Below are 20,762 nucleotides of genomic sequence, written 5' to 3' on the forward strand. Positions count from 1 at the left end.
CAAAATTAATTTTTTTAACGGTTTTAACTAGTCATTATAGTAAATTATTACCTTTGGTTTTACCAAAAAGCATAACCAAATCGCTACAAAACATGAATAAATCGACCAAGAAAGATCTTTACGAAGCACCAGATTATTATCAATTAGATGAGCTTTTATCAGAAGAACATCTTTTAATTCGCTCAACTGTAAGAGATTGGGTTAAAAAAGAAGTAAGTCCGATAATTGAAGATTATGCTCAAAGAGCCGAATTTCCTAAACATTTAATTAAGGGTTTAGGAGAAATTGGTGCATTTGGACCGACAATTCCAGTTGAATATGGAGGAGCAGGTTTAGATTACACTGCATATGGAATTATTATGCAGGAAATTGAACGTGGAGATTCAGGTATCCGTTCTACGGCATCTGTTCAAGGTTCTTTAGTCATGTACCCTATTTATGCTTATGGCACAGAAGAGCAACGTAAAAAATATTTACCAAAACTAGCCACAGGTGAGATAATGGGTTGTTTTGGTTTAACAGAACCAGATCACGGTTCTAATCCTGGCGGGATGGTAACCAACATTAAAGATAAAGGCGATCATTATCTTTTAAATGGTGCAAAAATGTGGATTTCTAATGCCCCATTTGCAGATATTGCTGTGGTTTGGGCTAAGGATGAGGAAGGAAAAATACGCGGAATGGTAGTAGAACGTGGTATGGAAGGTTTTACTACACCAGAAACACATGGCAAATGGAGTTTACGAGCTTCTGCAACTGGTGAGTTAGTTTTTGATAATGTAAAAGTTCCAAAAGAAAATATTTTCCCAGACATTAAAGGTTTAAAAGGACCTTTAGGCTGTTTAAACCAGGCTCGTTACGGCATTGCTTGGGGCGCATTGGGTGCTGCAATGGATTGCTATGATACAGCTTTACGTTATTCAAAAGAACGAATTCAGTTTGGAAAACCAATTGGCGGATTTCAATTACAACAAAAGAAATTAGCAGAAATGATTACCGAAATCACAAAAGGTCAATTATTGGTTTGGCGTTTAGGAGTTTTAAAAAGTGAGAATAGAGCAACTGCAGAACAAATTTCTATGGCTAAACGAAACAGTGTTGAAATTGCTTTAGATATTGCTCGTAATGCTCGTCAAATGTTAGGTGGAATGGGGATAACTGGTGAATATTCGATTATGAGACACATGATGAATTTAGAATCTGTAGTTACTTACGAGGGAACTCATGACGTACATTTATTAATAACTGGAATGGACGTAACAGGTTTAAATGCATTCAAATAACCATAATGAAAAATTATAAAAAATACTTACCCTTACCTGCTTCGCCAGAAGAAGTTTATTTAGCCTTAACAAAAGCTCAAAGTATACAATTATGGACCGGAGCCGAGGTAGAGTTTATAGAGGAAGCTGGAACAGAATTTTCTTTTTGGGATGGTGATATTGTAGGTAAAAACATTGAGTTTGATCCCAATAAAAAAATCGTTCAACAATGGTATTTTGGAGAAGATAGTGAACCATCAATAGTAACTATTAAACTACATGAAGATAAAAAAGGTACTTCTTTAGAATTTGTACAAACTAATATCCCTGAGGAAGATTATAAAGATTTTACTGAAGGAATTGAGGAGTATTTTTTAGGTGGACTAGCTGATTTTTTTGAAGTGGAATTTTAATATTTATTTCTGTTTAAGAATGTTTTGTATTTTAGAAAGCAAAATAAACGCTCTAAATTATGTTCATCAAAAGGAATAGTTTCCTCCTAATTCTGCTTTTACTAAGCGGTTTTATCTCTTCATGCGGTAGCTTAAACAGCACACTACCTGTATTTTACACACCTGCATCTACCTCAAATCACGTTTCCTATTTACCAAAACCTATGATGGCAGATAGCGTGAAAACTAAAAATTACTTAAGTGTAAGTTTTTCAAACAATACTTTGCCATATGAAACTGGAGATATGGTAATGGGATTTATAAATTACAATCGTTCACATGTTATAAATAATATTAATTTCTCATACGGTGGTTTTGCCTATTTTGGCGGTACATCTAGAGGCTACGAAAATTCGACACGTAAAATTAGTGATGAATTTTATGGAAAAGGTTTTCAAGGTTTGGGATTAAGAACTTCAATTGGTTATGCTGAACAATCAGGTAATACAGAGTTTAGAGTATTAAATTGGGAAAATTCTGTAGTATTTGAAGGAGGAGGCTATTCTTCTTTCATTAAAAAAGAAAGAGAAAAACACGATCCTTTATCTATTACCTCAGATAAAACAACCTTATATTCTACAGGTGGGTCTACTGAAGTTATTTGGTACGGCAAAAAAATAGGGATAGACAATATGGATTTCGCCTGTTTTTAGGAGCCACTATAGGTTTACAACATAATATTAATTATACATCTGAAAAGATTAGTGGTATGGCTTCAGATTTTTCTTTTTTCTTGAAAATTAGAAATGCTTATGGCATACTCAGCAGTGGCAACAACTTAATGAATAACTCTGGAAAAATCACTTTAGGTTACTCATTTTAAAACAATTTCCCTATAAAGCTGTTCCTTAATAAATTTAATATTATGGGCAGAACATTAAGCATTATTTTAATTGTATTAGGTATAATACTATTAATTTGGACAGGTTTTACTTACACTAAAAGGGAAAAAGTAATTGATGCGGGACCTATTCAGGTTTCTGCAGATAAAGAAAAATCTGTGAACTGGCCACCATATGTAGGCGGTATAGTTTTAATAGCTGGAGTTATAATCTTTGTAAGTTCTAAAAAAAATAGCTAGGTAATTTAAAATAAAAAGAAGAGAATTTAACCAATTAAATTCTCTTCTTTTTATTTGTCAGCTAATACACTGAGCTATTTTTTCGCTAGAAACAGTTTGTACATTTTCTCTTAAATTATAATGGGATGCCATTACTTCTCCGTACGCTCCAGCACTTCTAATTGCAATAAGGTCATTTCTAAAGGTTTCTGGTAATTGAACTTCCTTGCCAAAACAATCTGTACTCTCGCAAATTGGTCCTACGACATCATATTTGACAATCTCAGTACTTGTTTGTGATAGATTTTCTATTTGATGATAAGCTTGATACAACGCTGGACGCATTAATTCTGTCATACCAGCATCTAAAATGATAAAATTCTTTTTCTTACCATTCTTAACGTAAAGCACTCTGCTTATTAAAGAGGCGCTTTGGCCAACTAATGCCCTACCCAATTCAAAATGAACTTCCTGATACGGTTTTATCGCTAAGAAATCTGCAAAAATTTTAAAGTATGATTCAAAATCAGGAATTTGCTGATTTGGATGATGATAATCTATACCCAAACCTCCACCAACATTTAAAACAGTTACTTTAAATCCATGATCTTCAAACCAAGCAGCAAACTCATTTACACGAACACAAAGATTTTTATAAACATCCAAATTCGTAATCTGAGAACCGATATGAAAGTGAATACCAATGAATTGCAAATTTGGTGAAATATTTAAAACATCCGCACAGGCTGGCATATCCCAAGAGTTAACACCAAACTTATTTTCATCTAAACCAGTGGTGATATTTGCATGTGTATGTGCATCAACATTTGGATTAATTCGAATAGCAATTTTAGCAATTTTACCTTTCTTTTCTGCTAAATCATTAATTACAGAAAGCTCTTGTACAGATTCTACATTAAAACAAAAAATATCATTATCTAATGCATCGTTAATTTCTTTATCTGATTTACCAACCCCCGCAAAAACAACTTTTTCTTTAGCAAAACCCATTTCTAAGGCTTTTTTCACCTCGCCTCCACTTACGCAATCTGCACCAAAGCCAACTTCTTCAATCTTTTTTAATACGATTGGATTAAAATTAGCTTTCATTGCATAATGCACATGAAATTTGTACGCACTTGCAGCTTTATTACATGCATTTAAGGTATTTTCAAGCAACTTTAAATCGTAATAGTAAAACGGAGTTTCTAATTTAGAGAAATGTGCTATATCTTTATCGGAAAACATAATCTTTGAAATTTCTATTTATACTCTTCTTGGTCTTTTTGGCAATAATGTATGCCGGTAATTATATCGATTACAAAAATGGAAATATTAGCCGAAAGGAGTTTGAACGCAGAATCCGACTTTCTATCTTACTTTTGTTGGTTATCATTTTTCTCTATTTCTATCTTAGAAAAAGAGTGTAAATGCGCATTATTTATTCAAAAATACGATCGTGTAAACTTCTTAGTGCTTCAACTTTGTTTGGTGTACCAACTAAAAGCGAAATATTATAAGCACTTCCGCCATAAGAAATCATTCGTACCGGAATATGTTTAATTGAATCTAACACTTTGGCTGCATAACCATGTTTTTCTGCACCAAAATCACCTACAACACATATAATAGTCTGATCTTTATCAATTTCAACCGAACCGAAAGAGTTTAGTTCTTTTACTATTTCATCCAGATTATCGGTTAAATCAATCGTTAAAGATACGGCAACTTCCGAAGTAGTAATCATATCAATTGGTGTTTTATAGCGTTCGAAAATCTCGAAAATTCGACGCAAAAAACCATAAGCCAATAGCATTCTACTCGATTGAATTTTAATAGCTGTTATTCCATCTTTTGCAGCAATAGATTTAATCTTACCCTTTTCGCTTTCAGTACTAATAACAGTTCCTAAAGCTTTAGGCTCCATTGTGTTTAATAGTCTAACTGGAATTTTATATTTCTGAGCAGGAAAAACAGACTGTGGATGCAAAATTTTCGCACCGAAATAAGCTAATTCTGCCGCTTCATCAAATGATAAATGAGAAATTGGTTTGGTGCCTTTTACAATTCTCGGATCATTATTATGCATTCCATCAATATCAGTCCAAATTTGAACTTCTTCAGCCATAATAGCTGCTCCTAGTAACGAAGCTGTATAATCACTTCCACCTCTACGCAAATTATCTACCTCACCAAAACTATTTCTACAAATAAAACCCTGAGTGATAAATAGTTTATTCCCTTTATGCTGAGCTAATAATGGAGTTAAATGTTCGGTTGTAAATGGAATATCTGGTTCATTATCTTCATCAATTTTCATAAAATCTAAAGCTGGTAAAAGCACAGATGGCACACCAATAGATTTTAAATAAATGTGATATAATGTGGTGGATAATAATTCTCCCTGAGCTAAAACAACCTTCTCTTCTATGCTCGTAAACATATCATTTGCCAAAGAAGTCAAGAAATTGAAATGATAATCAACTATTTCTTGTCCCTGTTGTCTGAAATCACCTGTTGGTAAAAGCTCTGCTACAACCTCATTGTATTTTTGATGTAATGAATTAATTAATTGAGCGGCGTCCTGTTTTTCTTCCTTCAATAACTTGGCAGAAATTTCTACTAAACTGTTTGTAGTACCAGACATGGCTGATAATACTACGATTTGTTCTTCTGCTGGATTAATAATATCCAACAATTTTGTCATGCGCTCTGGGCTACCTACAGACGTACCGCCAAATTTTAATATTTTCATTAGAATTTACTTGTTTTTAAACCGATAATGAAGTTTTTTATATCAGAAAAAATATAAATGCTTCATTTTAAAATGCGTATTTTTCTTATTATTGTATCGGGGCGTGAAAATAGCGAAAAGGCGTTTAATTTCCGCTTAATTGGCAAAATAAAATTCTGATAACGTTCTGAAAAATAGATTTGAACAATTTTAATTCTGTTTTGTAGTATATATAAAACATCAACTAAATCAAGTATGCAACTAGAAGAATCGACATTAACAACCATAAATCAATGGCTTACTGGAAATTATGACCAAGAAACTAAAAATTCTATTCAATCATTATTAGATAGTAATTCCACGACTGAATTAACCGATGCATTTTACAGAAATTTAGAGTTTGGTACAGGCGGATTACGTGGAATTATGGGTGCTGGTTCTAATCGAATTAATAAATATACCATTGGAACAGCCACGCAAGGTTTATCAAATTATTTAAACAAAAAATATCCAAACGAAAAAATAAGTGTTGCTATTGCACATGATAGCAGAAATAACTCAGATTATTTTGCGAAAATCACCGCAGATGTGTTCTCTGCAAATGGTATTCATGTTTACTTCTTTACTGCATTAAGACCAACTCCAGAACTCTCTTTCGCTATCCGTACTTTAGGTTGTAAAAGTGGTGTAATGTTGACAGCATCGCATAACCCGAAAGAATATAACGGTTATAAAGCTTACGGAAATGACGGTGGGCAATTTACTGCCCCAGATGATAAAATGGTAATGGATGAAGTTGCTGCCATTAAAAATATTGATGAAGTAAAATTTGAACGAATTGATAACAATGTAGAATTAATAGGCGAAGAAATTGATCAGCTTTACTTAGATAAAATTACTGAACTCTCTGTTTCTCCTGATGCCATTGCTCGCGAACATGATTTAAAAATAGTGTATTCTCCTATTCATGGTACTGGAATTACATTAGTACCGAAAGCATTAGCACAATTTGGCTTTACCAATGTAACTGTTGTTGAAGAGCAAAGTAAACCCGATGGAAATTTCCCAACTGTTGTTTATCCAAACCCAGAAGAAAAAGAAGCATTGACTTTAGCCTTAAAAAAAGCAAAAGAAATTGATGCTGATTTGGTTTTAGCAACCGATCCGGATGCTGATCGTGTGGGTATTGCTGTCAAAAATAACGATGGTGAATTTGTATTATTAAATGGAAATCAGACCGGAAGCTTGTTAATTAACTATATTTTAACAGCTTGGGAAGAAAAAGGAAAATTAACTGGCAATGAATATGTGGTTTCTACCATAGTAACAACTAGTTTAATTAAAGCCATTTGCGATGCTAAAGGAGTTGAATATTTCAATACGTTAACAGGTTTTAAATGGATTGGTCAAGTAATGACTAATTTACAAGGTAAAAAAACCTTTATTGCTGGCGGTGAAGAAAGTTATGGCTACTTGATTGGTGATTTAGTGAGAGATAAAGACGCCGTAGTTTCTTGTGCTTTTATAGCTGAGATGACTGCTTTTTACAAAGATAAAGGTAGCAGTTTATACCAAGCGATGATTGAAATGTATGTAACCTATGGTATGTACAAAGAAGATTTAGTATCAATTACCAAAAAAGGTAAAACTGGTGCCGAAGAGATCAAAGCAATGATGGAAAAATTCAGAAACAACCCGCCTGCAAAATTAGGTGGTTCTGAAGTGGTAACGTTAAAAGATTATGAGCTAAATAAAGAAACTGATATTAAAGCTGGCACAAGCAAGGAATTAGGCTTTCCAAAATCTGATGTTTTACAATTTATAACTGAAGATGGAAGTATTATTTCTGCTAGGCCAAGTGGCACTGAACCTAAAATAAAGTTCTATTGCAGTGTAAATGCCTATTTAGCAAGCGCAGCTGATTTTGATGAAACAGAAGCTAAACTTGCAGAAAAGATTAAAACGATAATGGAAGATTTACAAGGATAATTCCTGCGAGTTAATTCGTCATTTCAAGTGTAGCAAAGCGAAACGGAGAAATCTTTGAAATAGAAAATCAAAGATTTCTCGGCTTCGATCGAAATGACGAATTATTTATTCACAACGTCCCAAAGTGATTTTACTTTTACCTCAATTTCTTTAGCCTTCAAATCCTTTTTATCAAACGTAACGATCTTCTCCTTCCCCGCCAATAAATCGAAATAATTATCGCTCAGCTTACCTGCGTATCCAACAATATCTACAAAAACATATTTAGCAAAGCTTGATGATTTTAAAATGATTTGATTACCCTTAATTTGATAGGTAATTTTCGGATTACTTAGTTTTAAATCCTTAGGTTTTACTACATCTCCAGGTTTCGCATCATCTCTATAAGCTTCTTTTACTGCGTACCAAGCAGCTTTTGGCGTTCTATTGTAATAATCAGTAATACTCCAACTCGCCACTGGCCAACAATCGTTTAATTGCCAAAGCAGCGATCCCATGTTATAAGGTGCTTTACTTTGATGAATTAAAATCATGTTTTTAAACCCATAATATTGTACACATTGTGTGAGGTAAGTATAATCTTCGACCGAAAGTCTGCTAATTTTCGCCGAATCAATCATGTAATTTTTGAGGTAGACATTTAGCTTTGCAAATCCATTTCCCGCTTTTTGATGATCTTTTAAAATCTCAGAAAATAAATATCTATCCTGTGGTTGGGTAAACTTTAAAATACTCGAATAATTAGGCATAGCTTGCATACCATACTCGCTCACAAACCTTCCTGTTTTCTTTTCAAAAACCTCAAAATCTTCATTACCCCACCAAACACCCCAATAATGACTATCGCCTTCGGTAAAACTATTCTTAACTCCCCATCCATATTTTGGAGATGAACTAATGTACGGTCTGCTTCCATCAACTTCTTTTATCCATTTCGGAATGCTATCTCTAAATAATCGAATATAATCATTCCATAGTTTAGCTGAATCTTTAGGTGGAATACGAAATTGATTTTGCCAACCCCAACGGTTAAAAGCTTCATCAACTTCGTTATTTCCGCACCATAACACAATACTTTTATGATGACGTAATCGTTTTACTTGATATTTTACTTCTTCTCTAACATTATCAAAAAATGCTTTATTACCGGGCACCATCGCTCCTGCGAACATAAAATCTTGCCACACATGAATGCCTAAAGAATCACATAAATCATAAAAATCATCTGATTCATAAATTCCTCCACCCCAAACCCTAAGCATATTCATATTGGCATCCTTTGCCATAAGTAGCATTTTGCGGTAATCATTTTTAGTCATTCGAGTTACAAAAGCATCTGATGGAATGTAATTCGCCCCTTTCATGTATACAGGTTTGCCATCAATTTTAAAATAAAATGATGTTCCTTTATCATCTGGTTGCTGCACTAATTCTACATTTATTGGCGCAACGAATGGTTTTTCTAGAAGCTTATGATCATAACCTTCTAATCTTACTTCTTTCCAAATTCCACAACCCGTTAATTTAGGTCCCCAATCCCAACCAAAATGGAATTGCGCCTTGCGTACATAAGCACGTGGATTATCTGGAATAAAATAAGGCAAATCTGCTTTTGATAAGGAGTCAACTGTATTTTGTGCAGAGCGAAAACGGATAAGCAGTTTGTTATCTTTCAGTCTAACTAATTTCTTCACATCAATTTTCCATTGACGAAACATGTTATTTGCTTGTAAAATCAGTTTCCCGTTTAAATACACATCTGCATAAGTATCCAATCCATCAAATATTAACTCTATACGTTGCTTTTTGAAAACAGTTGGCAAAACTGAAAAAGTACTTTTATAATCCCAGTTTTCTTTTTCTATCCATTGCACTTTCTTTTCGTTGTCACGATAAAATGGATCTGGAATTAATTTATTAGCCATTAAATCTACATGCACCTCTCCTGGAACTTTTGCAGGATACCATTTAGCATTGTCTTGTTCTTGAAAACTCCAATTTGCATTTAATTTTTGCGACAAAACTTGTGCATTACCTTTAAAAGCTAAACCAATAAGCAAAATAAAAAAGAAGAATTTAGGGTTGATTTTTAACATCAGGGTCTATTAAAGTGTAGCGATGATTTAGAAGCTAAAATACATAATCTACACCTTATAAAAATTATAATTAATCGCTCACAAGTAGAAATCAATGCTTACTTTTGACGCAATGTTTATCCGAAGAAAAATTATTGCACTTTTTTTATTAGTTGGCATATTAGTCAATTGCTTTAATTTTTGGGTATTATCATCATCTTACTCATTTAACAAAGCTTATATCGCATCTGTACTTTGTACCAATAAAGATAAACCCGAACTGCATTGTGAGGGTAAATGTTTTATGGATATCAAATTGAAAGAATTAGAACAAAAAAATAAGCAAGAGCAAGATAATTTAAAAAGAATAGTTGAAACGGTTGCGCCTGTTACAGCAGATTTATTAGCACCTGTTTATCAAACATCTTTTTCTATAGCAATTCCAAATTATCTGCAAAAAAGTCCAATTAATACTACGATCTCTATCTTCCACCCGCCTAAACAAGCTTAGGTTTTCTCAAGACTTTAATTATATAAGTCTCGCTGGTTTTCAGCAAAAACAATTTTAATTATTTAAATAGTTATGCAGTAGCATCAGCTTTGCTATGGCTATTTTCTAACTTATAAATTCAAAATAATGAATATCAAAAATATAATGATCTTACTATTTACAGTATTAATAGTAGGTTTTACATCTTGCAAAAAAGACGAAGTAATCAACTCAACAGAAAAAGGTAGTGTAACTATAGAATTCGAAAATGAAGTAAATGGAGTACCTTTAGTCTTAAATAGTCAAAATTATAAAAATGCAAATGGCGATAGTTACAACATTTCAGTTTTTAAATATTATATCAGTAACATCAAATTAACCAAAACAGATGGCACTATTTATAGCATTCCAGAAAGTTACGTTTTAGTTGATGCATCAAAACCTAGTTCATTTTTAAACAGCTTCAAGAATATCCCGGCAGGAGATTACACTAAAATTTCCTTCATTATTGGCGTTGATAAGGAGCGTAATTTAGCAGGCGCACAAACGGGTGCTCTGGATCCAGCTTTAGGTATGTTTTGGACTTGGAATAGCGGTTACATTTTCGTTAAGCTAGAAGGGACATCGCCTCAATCAACTGCGACTAATAATGTGTTAACTTTTCATATTGGAGGCATTGTTGATCCAAATAATACAATTAGAATTTTTAGCACAGATTTTAGCACTGGAAATCCATTAAGAATTAGGGCTGATAAAAATCCTCAAATACATTTTTCAGCAAATGCTGGAAGTTTATTTACAGGTAAACAAAACATCAGCTTTGCCAACCTAAACTTTACTATGGGTGGTGCAAATTCTGTAATAGTTGCCGACAATTACGTCTCTAGTTTATTCGAATTTGAACATATCCATAATTAGTATGAGGTATTTGAAAATATACTTCCTACTTTTTATAAGTATTGGAGTATTGTATGCATGCAGTAAAACCGAAGTTATTAAACCACAAACTGAGGATATTCGGTTTGTGATTCCTAAAAATTTCCCAGACGCGGTATACAAATTTGATGGAAATACCTTAACAAATAATGGTTTCGCCTTAGGCAAAAAGCTTTTTTATGATGCTAGATTATCGGCAGACAAAACCATTTCATGTGGTAGCTGTCATCAACAATTTGCAGGTTTCGCAAATTTAGATCATAAAGTAAGTCATGGAGTAAACAATTGTTTGGGCAAACGAAATGCGCCAGTATTGTTCAATTTGGCTTGGCAAAAAGAGTTTTTTTGGGATGGAGGTGCTAAGAATTTAGAAATTGTACCAATAAATGCAATTACAGATGTATGCGAAATGGGTACTGACTTAAACACAATTGTCAGTTTTTTAAATAGAACTAATCCTTACCCTCAGCTTTTTGCAAATGCATTTGGCACAGCAACCATTACATCGCAACATTTTTTGAAAGCTTTGGCGCAATTTACAGCTACTATGGTTTCTGCAAATAGCAAATACGATAAAGTAATGCGAAATCCTCAGCAGAATGTTTTTACAGCAGATGAGCAACAGGGTTATCAATTATTTAAGGATAAATGTGCTAGTTGCCATACAGAGCCTTTGTTTACCAATTTAAATTATACCAGCAATGGCTTAGATTTAAACAGTGCTGATGAAGGAAGAAAAGTGATTACAGGTTTACCAACTGATAAAGGAAAATTCCGCATTCCTACTTTAAGGAATATCGAATTATCATCACCTTATATGCACGATGGTCGTTTTAATACCTTAGAAAAAGTGCTAGAGCATTATAATTCTGGAGTGCAGCACAGTGAAAATTTGGATGCTTCTTTATTTAAAAATTCACAACTAGGCATTCAATTATCTTCAATCCAAAAACAACAATTAATTGGTTTTTTAAAAACATTAACAGACGATGAATTTATTAAAAATAAAATTTTCTATGAAAATTAACCTGATACTATTTACTCTAATCACATTCTCATTTAGTGCTGCTGCATGCGATATTTGTGGTTGCTTTATGGGGCTTACTCCTTATGATAATCAAAGTAGTGTTGGTTTATTATATCGTTATCGATCATTTAGTGGTTATCAAGGGCAAAATCACTTAACATTTCCTAGTGGTAGCAGTTTCTTTTTTCCGAAAGATGATAGAACTGCACCCTTAACAACCCATAATGGTAATCCGAACGATTATGAATTATACCGAACATTAGAAATTAGAGGTCGATATTTTGTGCACAAACGCATTGAACTGAATGCTATTATTCCGTACAATTCAAATAGTGAGCGGTACAATGGCAATAGTTCTTCTATCTCTGGAGTTGGAGATATTAATTTATATGCAGGGTATCATTTAATAAGAAAGTTAGATCAATCCGCTTTTAGTCAACGTTTAATTGTTGGTGCTGGCATAAAATTACCTAGCGGAAAAAATGATATAAAAACCACATCAGGTATTAGATATTCCGCTTTAATGCAACCCGGAACAGGTAGTACAGATGGTTTTGTATATGCCAATTACTTAATAGGCTACAAAAAAATTGGCTTAAGTATAAATAGTTCTTACAAAATTAACGGTGAAAATACCGAACAAGAAGGGATTGCTAACAGTAGTACCACATTCTTAAATCTTTTTTACACGCAAAAAATTAGTAAAGATTGGCAAGTAACACCTTCTATTCAATTCTTTTATGAAAAATCTGATGGAGAAACTTATAAAGGCGTTAAAACCGGTGAGCATGAAATGAATAATTTGATGGCTGGTATCGGTGCAGATTTATATTATAAAAATATTGCATTAAATATCGGGCTACAGAAAAATGCTTGGGAAGCTAAAACAGATCACCCACAAAGTGCCGCCAAAATATACTTAGGTGTCACTTACAATATCAATCAATTGTATTATTTACTAAAATCTTAACAAATACATTCACATACGTTAAACATTATTTTGTGTTTAACGTATGTTTGTATCAAATTCAATCATCATGATAAAATTTAAAAACATCAGTAGCATTACAGCATTAGCATTTTTAGTAATCAGCTTTACAGCTTGTACTAATGAAAAAAAATTACCTATTTACGGTCAGCGAGAAGCTAAAATAGTTAAGGGAGCAGATGGAACTGAAAGAGTAGATACGGTTTACCAAACTATTCCAGCATTCAGATTTTTAAATCAAGATAGTACATATATTACCCAATACATGTTTAAAGGGAAAATTTATGTGGCCGACTTCTTTTTCACTTCTTGTACTACAATTTGCCCAACAATGCACAGAAATTTAAAAACTGTATATGAACAATATAAAGGCAATCCTGATATCTTATTCTTATCTCATACTATCGATTTTAAATACGACAAGCCATCTGTATTAAAAAAATATGCACAAAAATTAGGTGTAGATGGACCGAAATGGCAATTTGTATATGGTAGTAAAGATGAAGTATACAATTTAGCCGAAAAAAGTTATCTAACAGTTGTTAAAGAAGATAGTACTGCAACTGATGGATATATACACCAAGGTTGGTTGGTATTAATTGATAAAGAAAAGAGAATGCGTGGTGCTTACGATGGTACCAAAACCGAAGAGGTAGAAAAATTAAAAAAAGATATAGTTACTTTATTAGCTGAAGAAAAGAAATAATGCGTAAAACTTTATTATTTGTAGTTTTTTTTATCACAGTTTGTTGTATGATTTACTCTTGCCAAAATGCTGGTGAAATTGAGCAGGCAAAGTACATGACGGGTGGTAAAGATTTATACACCGCCAATTGTCAAAATTGCCATGGTGCAAATGGAGAAGGTTTAGGAGAGTTAGCTCCACCTCTAACTGACACTACTTTTCTAAAGGAAAACAAGGTTAAATTGGCTTGTATTATTAAAAATGGATCGAGTGAAGGAGTTGTAATTAATGGAAAAAGCTATCAAGGTAAAATGCCAGCTTTTTCCAAACTACATGATATTGATGTAGCGCAGTTGGTTGTTTACATCACTAATTCATTTAGTAACAAACAGGGAATGTATACCTACGAGCAAGTTGCGAAAGATTTAGAAAACTGCAAATAATTAATTTGATACCTTACGTAACTATAGACTATCGACTTTATTCCTACCTTTGTATAAAATACAAGCTGTTCTATCGCCGCGATCTTGTATCGGGGAGGAAAGTCCGGGCAACATAGAGCATCTCGCTTCCTAACGGGAAGGCATTTGGGAATGAAGACCTAAATGACGGAAAGTGCCACAGAAAATATACCGTCTCAACGTAAAGTCGGGATAAGGGTGAAAACGTGAGGTAAGAGCTCACGAACTCGTTAAGTGATTAACGTTTTGGTAAACCTCGGGAGTTGAAAGACCAAATAGGCTAACGCATGTAGAGCTGCTCGCTCGATGTTAGTGGGTAGGTCGTTAGAGATAAATGGCAACGTTTATAGTAGATTAATGGTAGAATTTCGATTTATCGGAAACAGAACCCGGCTTACAGGCTTGTATTTTTTTCTTAATTTTCTTTAATGGTTTGAAGTTAACCAGTGTCGGCAATAGCCTGCATCACTTGATAAACTTGCAGTTGATAGTCTGGAGCCTACGGCAGTAACAAAAAGCAGGGCTGTATTATCCAAATGCTAGTGACGTTCTTTTTCGAAATAATTAAGACTACATTAAAACCTTTAACTTACTTTAACGTTTATAAGCTGTATAAAAAACTATACAGTAAACAAAAAAATAATATATTAGCACTCTATTTAAAAAACTGAACAAACTATGGCAAAACTGCTGATTATAGATGATGAGCGAGCAATACGAAGTACTTTACGTGAAATTTTAGAATATGAAAGTTATGAAGTTGATGACATTGATAATGGCATTGACGGATTAGAACTGATTAAGAAAAATAACTACGATTTGGTATTGTGCGATATCAAAATGAACAAAATGGATGGTATGGAGGTGCTAGAAAATGCACTGATCTTAAAACCAGATCTTCCATTTATCATGATATCTGGTCATGGAACAGTAGAAACGGCTATTGAGGCTAGTAAAAAAGGTGCCTTTGATTTTGTTTCTAAACCACCTGATTTAAATAGGTTATTAATTACTGTTCGTAACGCATTAGATCGCGGAACGTTGGTAACTGAAACTAAGGTTTTAAAACGTAGGGTTAGTAAAACGCGTCATATTTTAGGTGAATCTGATAGTATTACTAAAATAAAAGAGACAATTGAACGTGTTGCTCCTACTGAAGCTCGTGTATTGGTTACTGGTGCTAATGGTAGTGGTAAAGAATTAGTTGCAAGATGGATCCATGAAAAATCGAATAGAGCTGACAGTCCTTTAATTGAAGTGAACTGTGCTGCTATTCCATCAGAGTTAATCGAAAGTGAATTATTTGGCCATGAAAAAGGTTCATTTACATCTGCGGTTAAGCAAAGAATTGGAAAATTTGAATTGGCTAATGGCGGGACTTTATTCTTAGATGAGATTGGTGACATGAGCATGTCTGCTCAGGCAAAAGTGCTTCGTGCTTTACAAGAACATAAAATTACCCGTGTTGGTGGCGAAAAAGAGTTAGATGTAAATGTTCGTGTAATTGCTGCAACAAATAAGGATTTGATGAAGGAGATTGAGGATGGGAATTTTAGAATGGACCTTTATCACCGTTTAAATGTAATTAATATTCATGTTCCGCATTTAACAGAACGTACGGATGATATACCTGAAATTGCACAGAACTTTTTAGAAGAAATTTGTGGTGATTATGGGATGCCTGTTAAAAAAATTAGTGAGGGAGCAATGAATGCTTTAAAAGCTTTACCATGGACAGGAAATGTGCGTGAGTTACACAACATGATTGAACGTTTAATTATTTTGAGTGATAAAATAATTACTGAAAATGATGTAATTGCTTTTGCTAATCCAAGTGGTGGTACAAATATTGGCGCTGCGAACAGTAATGCTGCTCCTATTACAAATGGTGGAACTGCATTGAATTATGAAAAATTCTCAAACTTTCAGGACTATAAAGATTATGCTGAAAAGGAATTTATCAAATTCAAACTAGAAAAAAACAACTGGAATGTTTCTAAAACTGCCGATGACATTGAAATTCAACGCAGTCATTTATATAGTAAAATTGAAAAATTTGGCTTAAAGAGGGCTGAATAGATTAATAGGCGCTATAAGTTGTATGATGTAAGCATAAGTATGTGGTTATATCATACAACTTTTTTGTATAGCATTATTTTTTCTTAGTAATTAACTGTCTGCCACGCACCAAAACTTTTTTTCGTTGTCTTGCAAGTGATAAGTTAGCTGTTTTTTCTTTGTCTTTTGACATATGTTGATTATAAGCACTCAATATATCCTTTTGAGAGATAAGACCTATAATTTCATTTTTACTTACAGCTAGAACTGGTGCGTATTCTTGTTTGTTGACAAACAAAACTTCTAAGGCTCGTTTAAGTGTATCTACATTGTTGATGTAGGCTAAATTTCGTTTTACGTTACTAGAAATAGCTTCTTGAGGATTTAGATTTTTGATAATCAGATTTTGAACATTTATAACACCATTAAATGCTCCATTTACATCTTTAACTAAAAAGTGATTTTGTTTAACATGTTTATTCTTTAAAATATCCAATACACTTTGTATGGTATCTTCGCTGTTTAACACGAACTCATCTTTTTTAACAACTTGCTCTACATTTATTTTACTTAAAACATCTGGCTCGTAAGAATCGGGTGTGATAATTCCTCTTCTTGCAATCTTTTCGGTCATTATTGTATTTTCCATAAAGAAAAAAGAAATTAAATAAGAGCCTGTACAAGCGCCAAGTAGTGGCAATAACGCATTTGATTGCATGGTCGCTTCTAATGCAAATGTAATGCTTGTTAAATATGCTCTTGAAGCTCCAGCAAACATAGCCGACATACCAATTAAAGCTGCCATTGGAATATTAACACCAGAATCTGGAAATACTAATACAACTAAACTACCTAACATTGCTCCAGCCGCACCACCAATAGTTAGTAATGGTGCTAGTGTACCGCCAGAAGTTCCGCTACCCAATGCAATTGACCAAGATAAAAACTTAAAAAAACATAAACTTGCCATCAATATTAATGGAGTATTTCCTTCGAGCATGGTGGTAATATTATCATACCCTACCCCTAGTGTATGCGGAGAAAAATAACCAATTACACCTACCGCAATGCCTCCAACTGCTGGCCACCATACCCAATGTATAGGTATTCTTTCGAATGTATCTTCTATAAAATATACGATTTTAGTTAAACCAATGGAGATAAAACCAATTACAATACCCATTGCACTGTAAATACCCAAAGCCAAATTAGAAGGAACTATTAAATTAGCCATTTGAAAAACAGGACCAGATTCAAATAGCAAATGGTGACCGGCCGCACCTGTAATACAAGCTAAAGCTACTGGCAATATTGCTTTTGGCGAAAATTCAAATAATAATAATTCGATGGCTAAAAAGATTGCGGCAATTGGTGTTCCAAATACAGCTGTCATACCAGCGGTTGCTCCGGCTGCTAATATTATTTTCCGTTCGTTAGAATCTATTTTAAATAATTGTCCTAAGGTTGAGCCTAATGCTCCACCTGTTGCAATAATTGGCCCTTCGGCGCCAAAAGGTCCTCCAGTTCCTATTGCAATAGCAGAGGAAAGTGGTTTTAAAATGGTGATTGAAGGTTTAATTTTACTCTGATTAACCAAAATTTGCTCCATTGCTTCAGGAATACCATGTCCTCTAATTGCCTTTGAACCATACAGTGCCATGAAACCCACTATTATACCCCCAATTACAGGTATTACAATTACCCATAATCCTAAATTGTTAGCAGCTGGACTATGAAATTCTCCACTAAATAGACCGAAGAAAGAGATATTAGTAACTAGATTAATTAGATATATTAAGAATTTAGCGATTAAACTAATAAATACAGCTACCAAAATAGAAAGCGCAGAAATTTTAAGTAGACTTTTTTTTGCTATAAATGACCGTTTAGATGCAAATACTTTATTTTCTAAATTATCTAAGCTTGTGGAGATTGGAATACCAACATCGTTTTTATGTTTCATAACTAGGGCTATATCAATTAATGATATACTTAAATATTTTGCAAAAGTAGATAATGAAAAGCGTTATTACAATAAATTATATTGTAATAACAATATAATTGGTCTAAATAATATTTTTAAAACCATAATAATATTGCATATTTAATAAAGCACAAATAACATACTTAGTAATTATTAATGATTATTATTGCATTTTAATATCCCATAATGAAATTAAGTTCTACAAAATGCGATCAGAGCACTTGCTTTTTGTGTCAGTTTGTTTTAAAAAGCTGGCAACCACTAATTGCTTTAAATAAGAAAAACTTTGAATTTAAAAAAGGACAGCAAATATTTAAGGAAGGAGATCCTGTAAATGGTATCTACTTTGTTTACGAAGGTAAAGTGAAAGTTCACAAATATTGGGATGAAGAAAAAGAATTTATTGTTCGGTTTGCCAATAAAGGGGATATTTTAGGTCATTTAGGGTTGGGTACAGAAAATTTTTATCCAGTTTCTGCTACAGCGTTAGAAAAAGTTGTGGTTTGTTATTTAGAAATGGATTTCTTTGAATCTACTTTAGAAGTAAACAATAAATTAACGTACAATTTAATGCATTTTTTTGCAAATGAGTTGCAAAACACTGATAGAAGAATGAGGGATTTAGCGCATATGACTGTGAAAGCTCGTATTGCTCAATCTTTTGTTTCACTTAAAAATCAATTTGGTGTAGACGAAAATAATTTTATCAATTTAGAAATTACTAGACAGGATTTATCTGCTTTTTCGGGTGTTTCTTATGAAACGTTTTTTAAGGTTATGGTAGAATTAAACGAACAAAACTGTGTAGTTGCTGTAGATAAACGCTATAAAATTATTAACGAACCTCTCTTATTGAAAATTATTCAGGATGATCAACAGAAACAAGATGCTAAAAGAAAACTTAAATTATAAACTACCTTTTAAGAGTCGAACTTATCTAAGAGTTTTAAAAGCGTGGTAAAGTCCTTAGGATAAGATGCTTCAATATGAATATCTTGTTCATCTAAACCTTTAAAAGTAATTTCTTTGGCATGAAGGGCAAAACGTTTCATAATAGGTTGCTCTTCTTCATCTTTAGCTAAACGATATCCTTTTTTAATAGCTGATAAATAGACTGGTTTACCCTTGTACATGTGATCGCCGCAAATTGCAGCACGTTGTGTAGCAAGGTGAATACGAATTTGATGCATTCTTCCCGTTACTGGTTTACATTCTACCAACGTGTAATGCTTATAATTTTTAATAGAGTTGAAATAGGTTTCGGCTCGTTTACCTTCAGCTCTATCAATCGTTACGTTCTTATTTCCGTCATTTAGTATAGGTAAATCGACAAATAGGTTATCAAATTGATATTGTCCATCTACAACAGCATGATAAATCTTTTTAACCTTTCTCCTTTCAAATTGCATAGATAAATTACGATATGCTTCAGGGTTTTTAGCAATTACAATTGCACCTGAGGTTTCTTTATCTAATCTGTGGCACACTTGCGCATCGGCTGAATATTGTTTTGCTAAACGCAAGATATTTACTTCGCCAGCTGCACTGCGTTCATCCAAAGAGGCAACAAAAGGAGGTTTATTTACAATGATATAATCATCGTTTTCAAAAATAATAAGATCTTTAAAATTAGGGTATTTCACTCTGTGTTATTAAGTATACTACAAAAGTACGAATATTTAAGGGCATTGGTAAAGATAGAAGAGGTAAATGGAAAATTGAATGGGCAATTCAAAGGTAAATCTAAATCCTTAACACAAAAAAAGTCTTGGTTATACACCAAGACTAATTATATTTTGAAACCATATCTTTGTTTCTATATACTTTCTTACTATTAACTTAACTCAAATTTATAGCCTACTCCTTTTACGGTAGCAACGTAGTTTTCGCCTAGTTTTTCACGTAGTTTACGAATATGCACATCGATTGTGCGGTTGGTTACTACAACTGAATCTTCCCAAATATTTTTAAGAATAGCTTCTCTTGTATAAACCTTACCTGGTTTTGATGCTAAAAGGTATAGTAATTCGAATTCTTTTTTGGCTAATACTACCTTCTCTCCATTTTGATAAACTAAATAAGCTTCTCTATCAATTATTAAATCTCCAATTTCAACTTTGTTATCAGAAACTTCTTCTCCACTCGAATTTCTACGCAGAATTGCATTGATACGACTTACTAAAGCTCTTGGTTTAATTGGTTTTGCGATATAATCATCTGCACCTACATTAAAACCGGCTATTTCAGAATACTCTTCACTCCTAGCTGTTAAAAACACCATAAACGTATTTTTGAACTCTGGAATAGCTCTCATTAAACGGCAAGCTTCAATTCCGTCCATTTTAGGCATCATAATGTCTAAAATTATTAAATCAGGATGAACTTTTTTCGCAACCGAAATTCCGTCTTGTCCATTACTTGCTAAAAATACTTGATAACCTTCTTTTTTTAAGTTGTACTCAATCAGCTCTAAAATATCTGGTTCATCATCAACAATTAATATTTTTTGTTTCGCTGTACTCATCGCTTATTTTATTTGTTACGAAAGTAAGTATACTAAT

Annotated in this window: 19 protein-coding genes and 1 other RNA gene; 14 read left to right on the top strand and 6 right to left on the bottom strand. The window is 33.2% G+C overall.

The window, feature by feature from the left end:
- The first annotated feature begins 92 nt into the window (after nt 1–92).
- The 4 genes from HQN85_RS04550 (at nt 93) to HQN85_RS04565 (ending at nt 2,795) form a co-directional block, all read left to right on the top strand.
- Nucleotides 93–1,283 carry an acyl-CoA dehydrogenase family protein gene (locus HQN85_RS04550; protein ID WP_173269239.1) on the top strand — a complete coding sequence of 397 codons (1,191 nt, stop codon included), beginning with the start codon at nt 93–95 and terminating at the stop codon, nt 1,281–1,283.
- A gap of 5 nt (nt 1,284–1,288) precedes the next feature.
- Nucleotides 1,289–1,675 (top strand): SRPBCC domain-containing protein, encoded by a 387-nt coding sequence (locus tag HQN85_RS04555; protein WP_173269241.1) that lies wholly within the window; start codon nt 1,289–1,291, stop codon nt 1,673–1,675.
- 59 nt (nt 1,676–1,734) lie between these two features.
- Nucleotides 1,735–2,367 carry a hypothetical protein gene (locus tag HQN85_RS04560; RefSeq protein ID WP_173269243.1) on the top strand — a complete coding sequence of 211 codons (633 nt, stop codon included), beginning with the start codon at nt 1,735–1,737 and terminating at the stop codon, nt 2,365–2,367.
- A 212-nt stretch (nt 2,368–2,579) separates the two neighbouring features.
- On the top strand, nt 2,580–2,795 hold the full coding sequence (locus HQN85_RS04565) for a hypothetical protein (protein ID WP_173269245.1): 216 nt from the start codon (nt 2,580–2,582) through the stop codon (nt 2,793–2,795).
- Between the two features lie 57 nt (nt 2,796–2,852).
- On the opposite strand, the gene lysA is transcribed toward HQN85_RS04565, so the two are convergent.
- Together lysA and HQN85_RS04575 are read right to left on the bottom strand one after the other, a co-directional pair.
- Nucleotides 2,853–4,022 (bottom strand): diaminopimelate decarboxylase, encoded by a 1,170-nt coding sequence (gene lysA / locus HQN85_RS04570; protein WP_173269247.1) that lies wholly within the window; start codon nt 4,020–4,022, stop codon nt 2,853–2,855.
- A 193-nt stretch (nt 4,023–4,215) separates the two neighbouring features.
- Nucleotides 4,216–5,529, bottom strand: a complete 1,314-nt coding sequence (locus HQN85_RS04575; RefSeq protein WP_173269249.1) for an aspartate kinase — start codon at nt 5,527–5,529, stop codon at nt 4,216–4,218.
- A 234-nt stretch (nt 5,530–5,763) separates the two neighbouring features.
- Here HQN85_RS04575 and HQN85_RS04580 point away from each other — a divergent pair, with 234 nt between their 5' ends.
- The gene (locus HQN85_RS04580) at nt 5,764–7,497 is read left to right on the top strand and encodes a phospho-sugar mutase (RefSeq protein WP_173269251.1); all 1,734 of its coding nucleotides are present in this window, start codon (nt 5,764–5,766) and stop codon (nt 7,495–7,497) included.
- Between the two features lie 101 nt (nt 7,498–7,598).
- On the opposite strand, the gene HQN85_RS04585 is transcribed toward HQN85_RS04580, so the two are convergent.
- Nucleotides 7,599–9,593 carry a beta-mannosidase gene (locus HQN85_RS04585; protein ID WP_173269252.1) on the bottom strand — a complete coding sequence of 665 codons (1,995 nt, stop codon included), beginning with the start codon at nt 9,591–9,593 and terminating at the stop codon, nt 7,599–7,601.
- A gap of 94 nt (nt 9,594–9,687) precedes the next feature.
- On the opposite strand from HQN85_RS04585, the gene HQN85_RS04590 reads away from it, so the two are divergent.
- The 8 genes from HQN85_RS04590 to HQN85_RS04625 all read left to right on the top strand — a co-directional run bounded on the left by HQN85_RS04590 (nt 9,688) and on the right by HQN85_RS04625 (nt 16,238).
- Complete coding sequence (locus HQN85_RS04590) at nt 9,688–10,083, top strand: hypothetical protein (RefSeq protein WP_173269254.1); 396 nt, start codon at nt 9,688–9,690, stop codon at nt 10,081–10,083.
- 126 nt (nt 10,084–10,209) lie between these two features.
- Entirely contained in the window at nt 10,210–10,980 is a 771-nt protein-coding gene (locus HQN85_RS04595; RefSeq protein ID WP_173269256.1) for an MbnP family protein, read from the top strand.
- Nucleotide 10,981: 1 nt separating this feature from the next.
- Nucleotides 10,982–12,025 carry a cytochrome-c peroxidase gene (locus HQN85_RS04600; protein ID WP_173269258.1) on the top strand — a complete coding sequence of 348 codons (1,044 nt, stop codon included), beginning with the start codon at nt 10,982–10,984 and terminating at the stop codon, nt 12,023–12,025.
- On the top strand, nt 12,015–12,995 hold the full coding sequence (locus HQN85_RS04605; RefSeq protein WP_173269260.1) for a hypothetical protein: 981 nt from the start codon (nt 12,015–12,017) through the stop codon (nt 12,993–12,995). Before HQN85_RS04600 ends, HQN85_RS04605 begins: the two co-directional genes overlap by 11 nt.
- A gap of 67 nt (nt 12,996–13,062) precedes the next feature.
- Nucleotides 13,063–13,719 carry an SCO family protein gene (locus HQN85_RS04610; RefSeq protein ID WP_173269261.1) on the top strand — a complete coding sequence of 219 codons (657 nt, stop codon included), beginning with the start codon at nt 13,063–13,065 and terminating at the stop codon, nt 13,717–13,719.
- Nucleotides 13,719–14,141, top strand: coding sequence for a c-type cytochrome (locus HQN85_RS04615; protein WP_173269263.1), 423 nt, complete (start codon nt 13,719–13,721; stop codon nt 14,139–14,141). The genes HQN85_RS04610 and HQN85_RS04615 overlap by 1 nt, the downstream gene beginning before the upstream one ends.
- Nucleotides 14,142–14,198: 57 nt before the next feature.
- Nucleotides 14,199–14,572: RNase P RNA component class A (gene rnpB, locus HQN85_RS04620), an RNA gene on the top strand.
- Nucleotides 14,573–14,837: 265 nt separating this feature from the next.
- A complete protein-coding gene (locus tag HQN85_RS04625; protein WP_173269265.1) occupies nt 14,838–16,238 on the top strand; it encodes a sigma-54-dependent transcriptional regulator in 1,401 nt (466 codons plus the stop codon).
- Nucleotides 16,239–16,311: 73 nt separating this feature from the next.
- Here HQN85_RS04625 and HQN85_RS04630 read toward each other — a convergent pair whose 3' ends face one another.
- A complete protein-coding gene (locus tag HQN85_RS04630; protein WP_173269267.1) occupies nt 16,312–18,180 on the bottom strand; it encodes a chloride channel protein in 1,869 nt (622 codons plus the stop codon).
- 207 nt (nt 18,181–18,387) lie between these two features.
- Here HQN85_RS04630 and HQN85_RS04635 point away from each other — a divergent pair, with 207 nt between their 5' ends.
- Nucleotides 18,388–19,113 (top strand): Crp/Fnr family transcriptional regulator, encoded by a 726-nt coding sequence (locus HQN85_RS04635; RefSeq protein ID WP_173269269.1) that lies wholly within the window; start codon nt 18,388–18,390, stop codon nt 19,111–19,113.
- Between the two features lie 8 nt (nt 19,114–19,121).
- Here HQN85_RS04635 and HQN85_RS04640 read toward each other — a convergent pair whose 3' ends face one another.
- Nucleotides 19,122–19,844, bottom strand: coding sequence for an RluA family pseudouridine synthase (locus HQN85_RS04640; protein ID WP_173269271.1), 723 nt, complete (start codon nt 19,842–19,844; stop codon nt 19,122–19,124).
- A 191-nt stretch (nt 19,845–20,035) separates the two neighbouring features.
- Nucleotides 20,036–20,725, bottom strand: a complete 690-nt coding sequence (locus tag HQN85_RS04645) for a response regulator transcription factor (RefSeq protein ID WP_173269273.1) — start codon at nt 20,723–20,725, stop codon at nt 20,036–20,038.
- Nucleotides 20,726–20,762 lie beyond the last annotated feature (37 nt).

The organism is Pedobacter boryungensis, from assembly GCF_013204825.1.
Classification (GTDB): domain Bacteria; phylum Bacteroidota; class Bacteroidia; order Sphingobacteriales; family Sphingobacteriaceae; genus Pedobacter; species Pedobacter boryungensis.

What these genes read in the sequence shown, in the direction of transcription:
- HQN85_RS04550 (WP_173269239.1), top strand. Translation starts at nt 93, where the DNA reads ATGAATAAATCGACCAAGAAAGATCTTTACGAAGCACCAGATTATTAT.
- HQN85_RS04555 (WP_173269241.1), top strand. Translation starts at nt 1,289, where the DNA reads ATGAAAAATTATAAAAAATACTTACCCTTACCTGCTTCGCCAGAAGAA.
- HQN85_RS04560 (WP_173269243.1), top strand. Translation starts at nt 1,735, where the DNA reads ATGTTCATCAAAAGGAATAGTTTCCTCCTAATTCTGCTTTTACTAAGC.
- HQN85_RS04565 (WP_173269245.1), top strand. Translation starts at nt 2,580, where the DNA reads ATGGGCAGAACATTAAGCATTATTTTAATTGTATTAGGTATAATACTA.
- lysA (WP_173269247.1), bottom strand. Translation starts at nt 4,022, where the DNA reads ATGTTTTCCGATAAAGATATAGCACATTTCTCTAAATTAGAAACTCCG.
- HQN85_RS04575 (WP_173269249.1), bottom strand. Translation starts at nt 5,529, where the DNA reads ATGAAAATATTAAAATTTGGCGGTACGTCTGTAGGTAGCCCAGAGCGC.
- HQN85_RS04580 (WP_173269251.1), top strand. Translation starts at nt 5,764, where the DNA reads ATGCAACTAGAAGAATCGACATTAACAACCATAAATCAATGGCTTACT.
- HQN85_RS04585 (WP_173269252.1), bottom strand. Translation starts at nt 9,593, where the DNA reads ATGTTAAAAATCAACCCTAAATTCTTCTTTTTTATTTTGCTTATTGGT.
- HQN85_RS04590 (WP_173269254.1), top strand. Translation starts at nt 9,688, where the DNA reads ATGCTTACTTTTGACGCAATGTTTATCCGAAGAAAAATTATTGCACTT.
- HQN85_RS04595 (WP_173269256.1), top strand. Translation starts at nt 10,210, where the DNA reads ATGAATATCAAAAATATAATGATCTTACTATTTACAGTATTAATAGTA.
- HQN85_RS04600 (WP_173269258.1), top strand. Translation starts at nt 10,982, where the DNA reads ATGAGGTATTTGAAAATATACTTCCTACTTTTTATAAGTATTGGAGTA.
- HQN85_RS04605 (WP_173269260.1), top strand. Translation starts at nt 12,015, where the DNA reads ATGAAAATTAACCTGATACTATTTACTCTAATCACATTCTCATTTAGT.
- HQN85_RS04610 (WP_173269261.1), top strand. Translation starts at nt 13,063, where the DNA reads ATGATAAAATTTAAAAACATCAGTAGCATTACAGCATTAGCATTTTTA.
- HQN85_RS04615 (WP_173269263.1), top strand. Translation starts at nt 13,719, where the DNA reads ATGCGTAAAACTTTATTATTTGTAGTTTTTTTTATCACAGTTTGTTGT.
- HQN85_RS04625 (WP_173269265.1), top strand. Translation starts at nt 14,838, where the DNA reads ATGGCAAAACTGCTGATTATAGATGATGAGCGAGCAATACGAAGTACT.
- HQN85_RS04630 (WP_173269267.1), bottom strand. Translation starts at nt 18,180, where the DNA reads ATGAAACATAAAAACGATGTTGGTATTCCAATCTCCACAAGCTTAGAT.
- HQN85_RS04635 (WP_173269269.1), top strand. Translation starts at nt 18,388, where the DNA reads ATGAAATTAAGTTCTACAAAATGCGATCAGAGCACTTGCTTTTTGTGT.
- HQN85_RS04645 (WP_173269273.1), bottom strand. Translation starts at nt 20,725, where the DNA reads ATGAGTACAGCGAAACAAAAAATATTAATTGTTGATGATGAACCAGAT.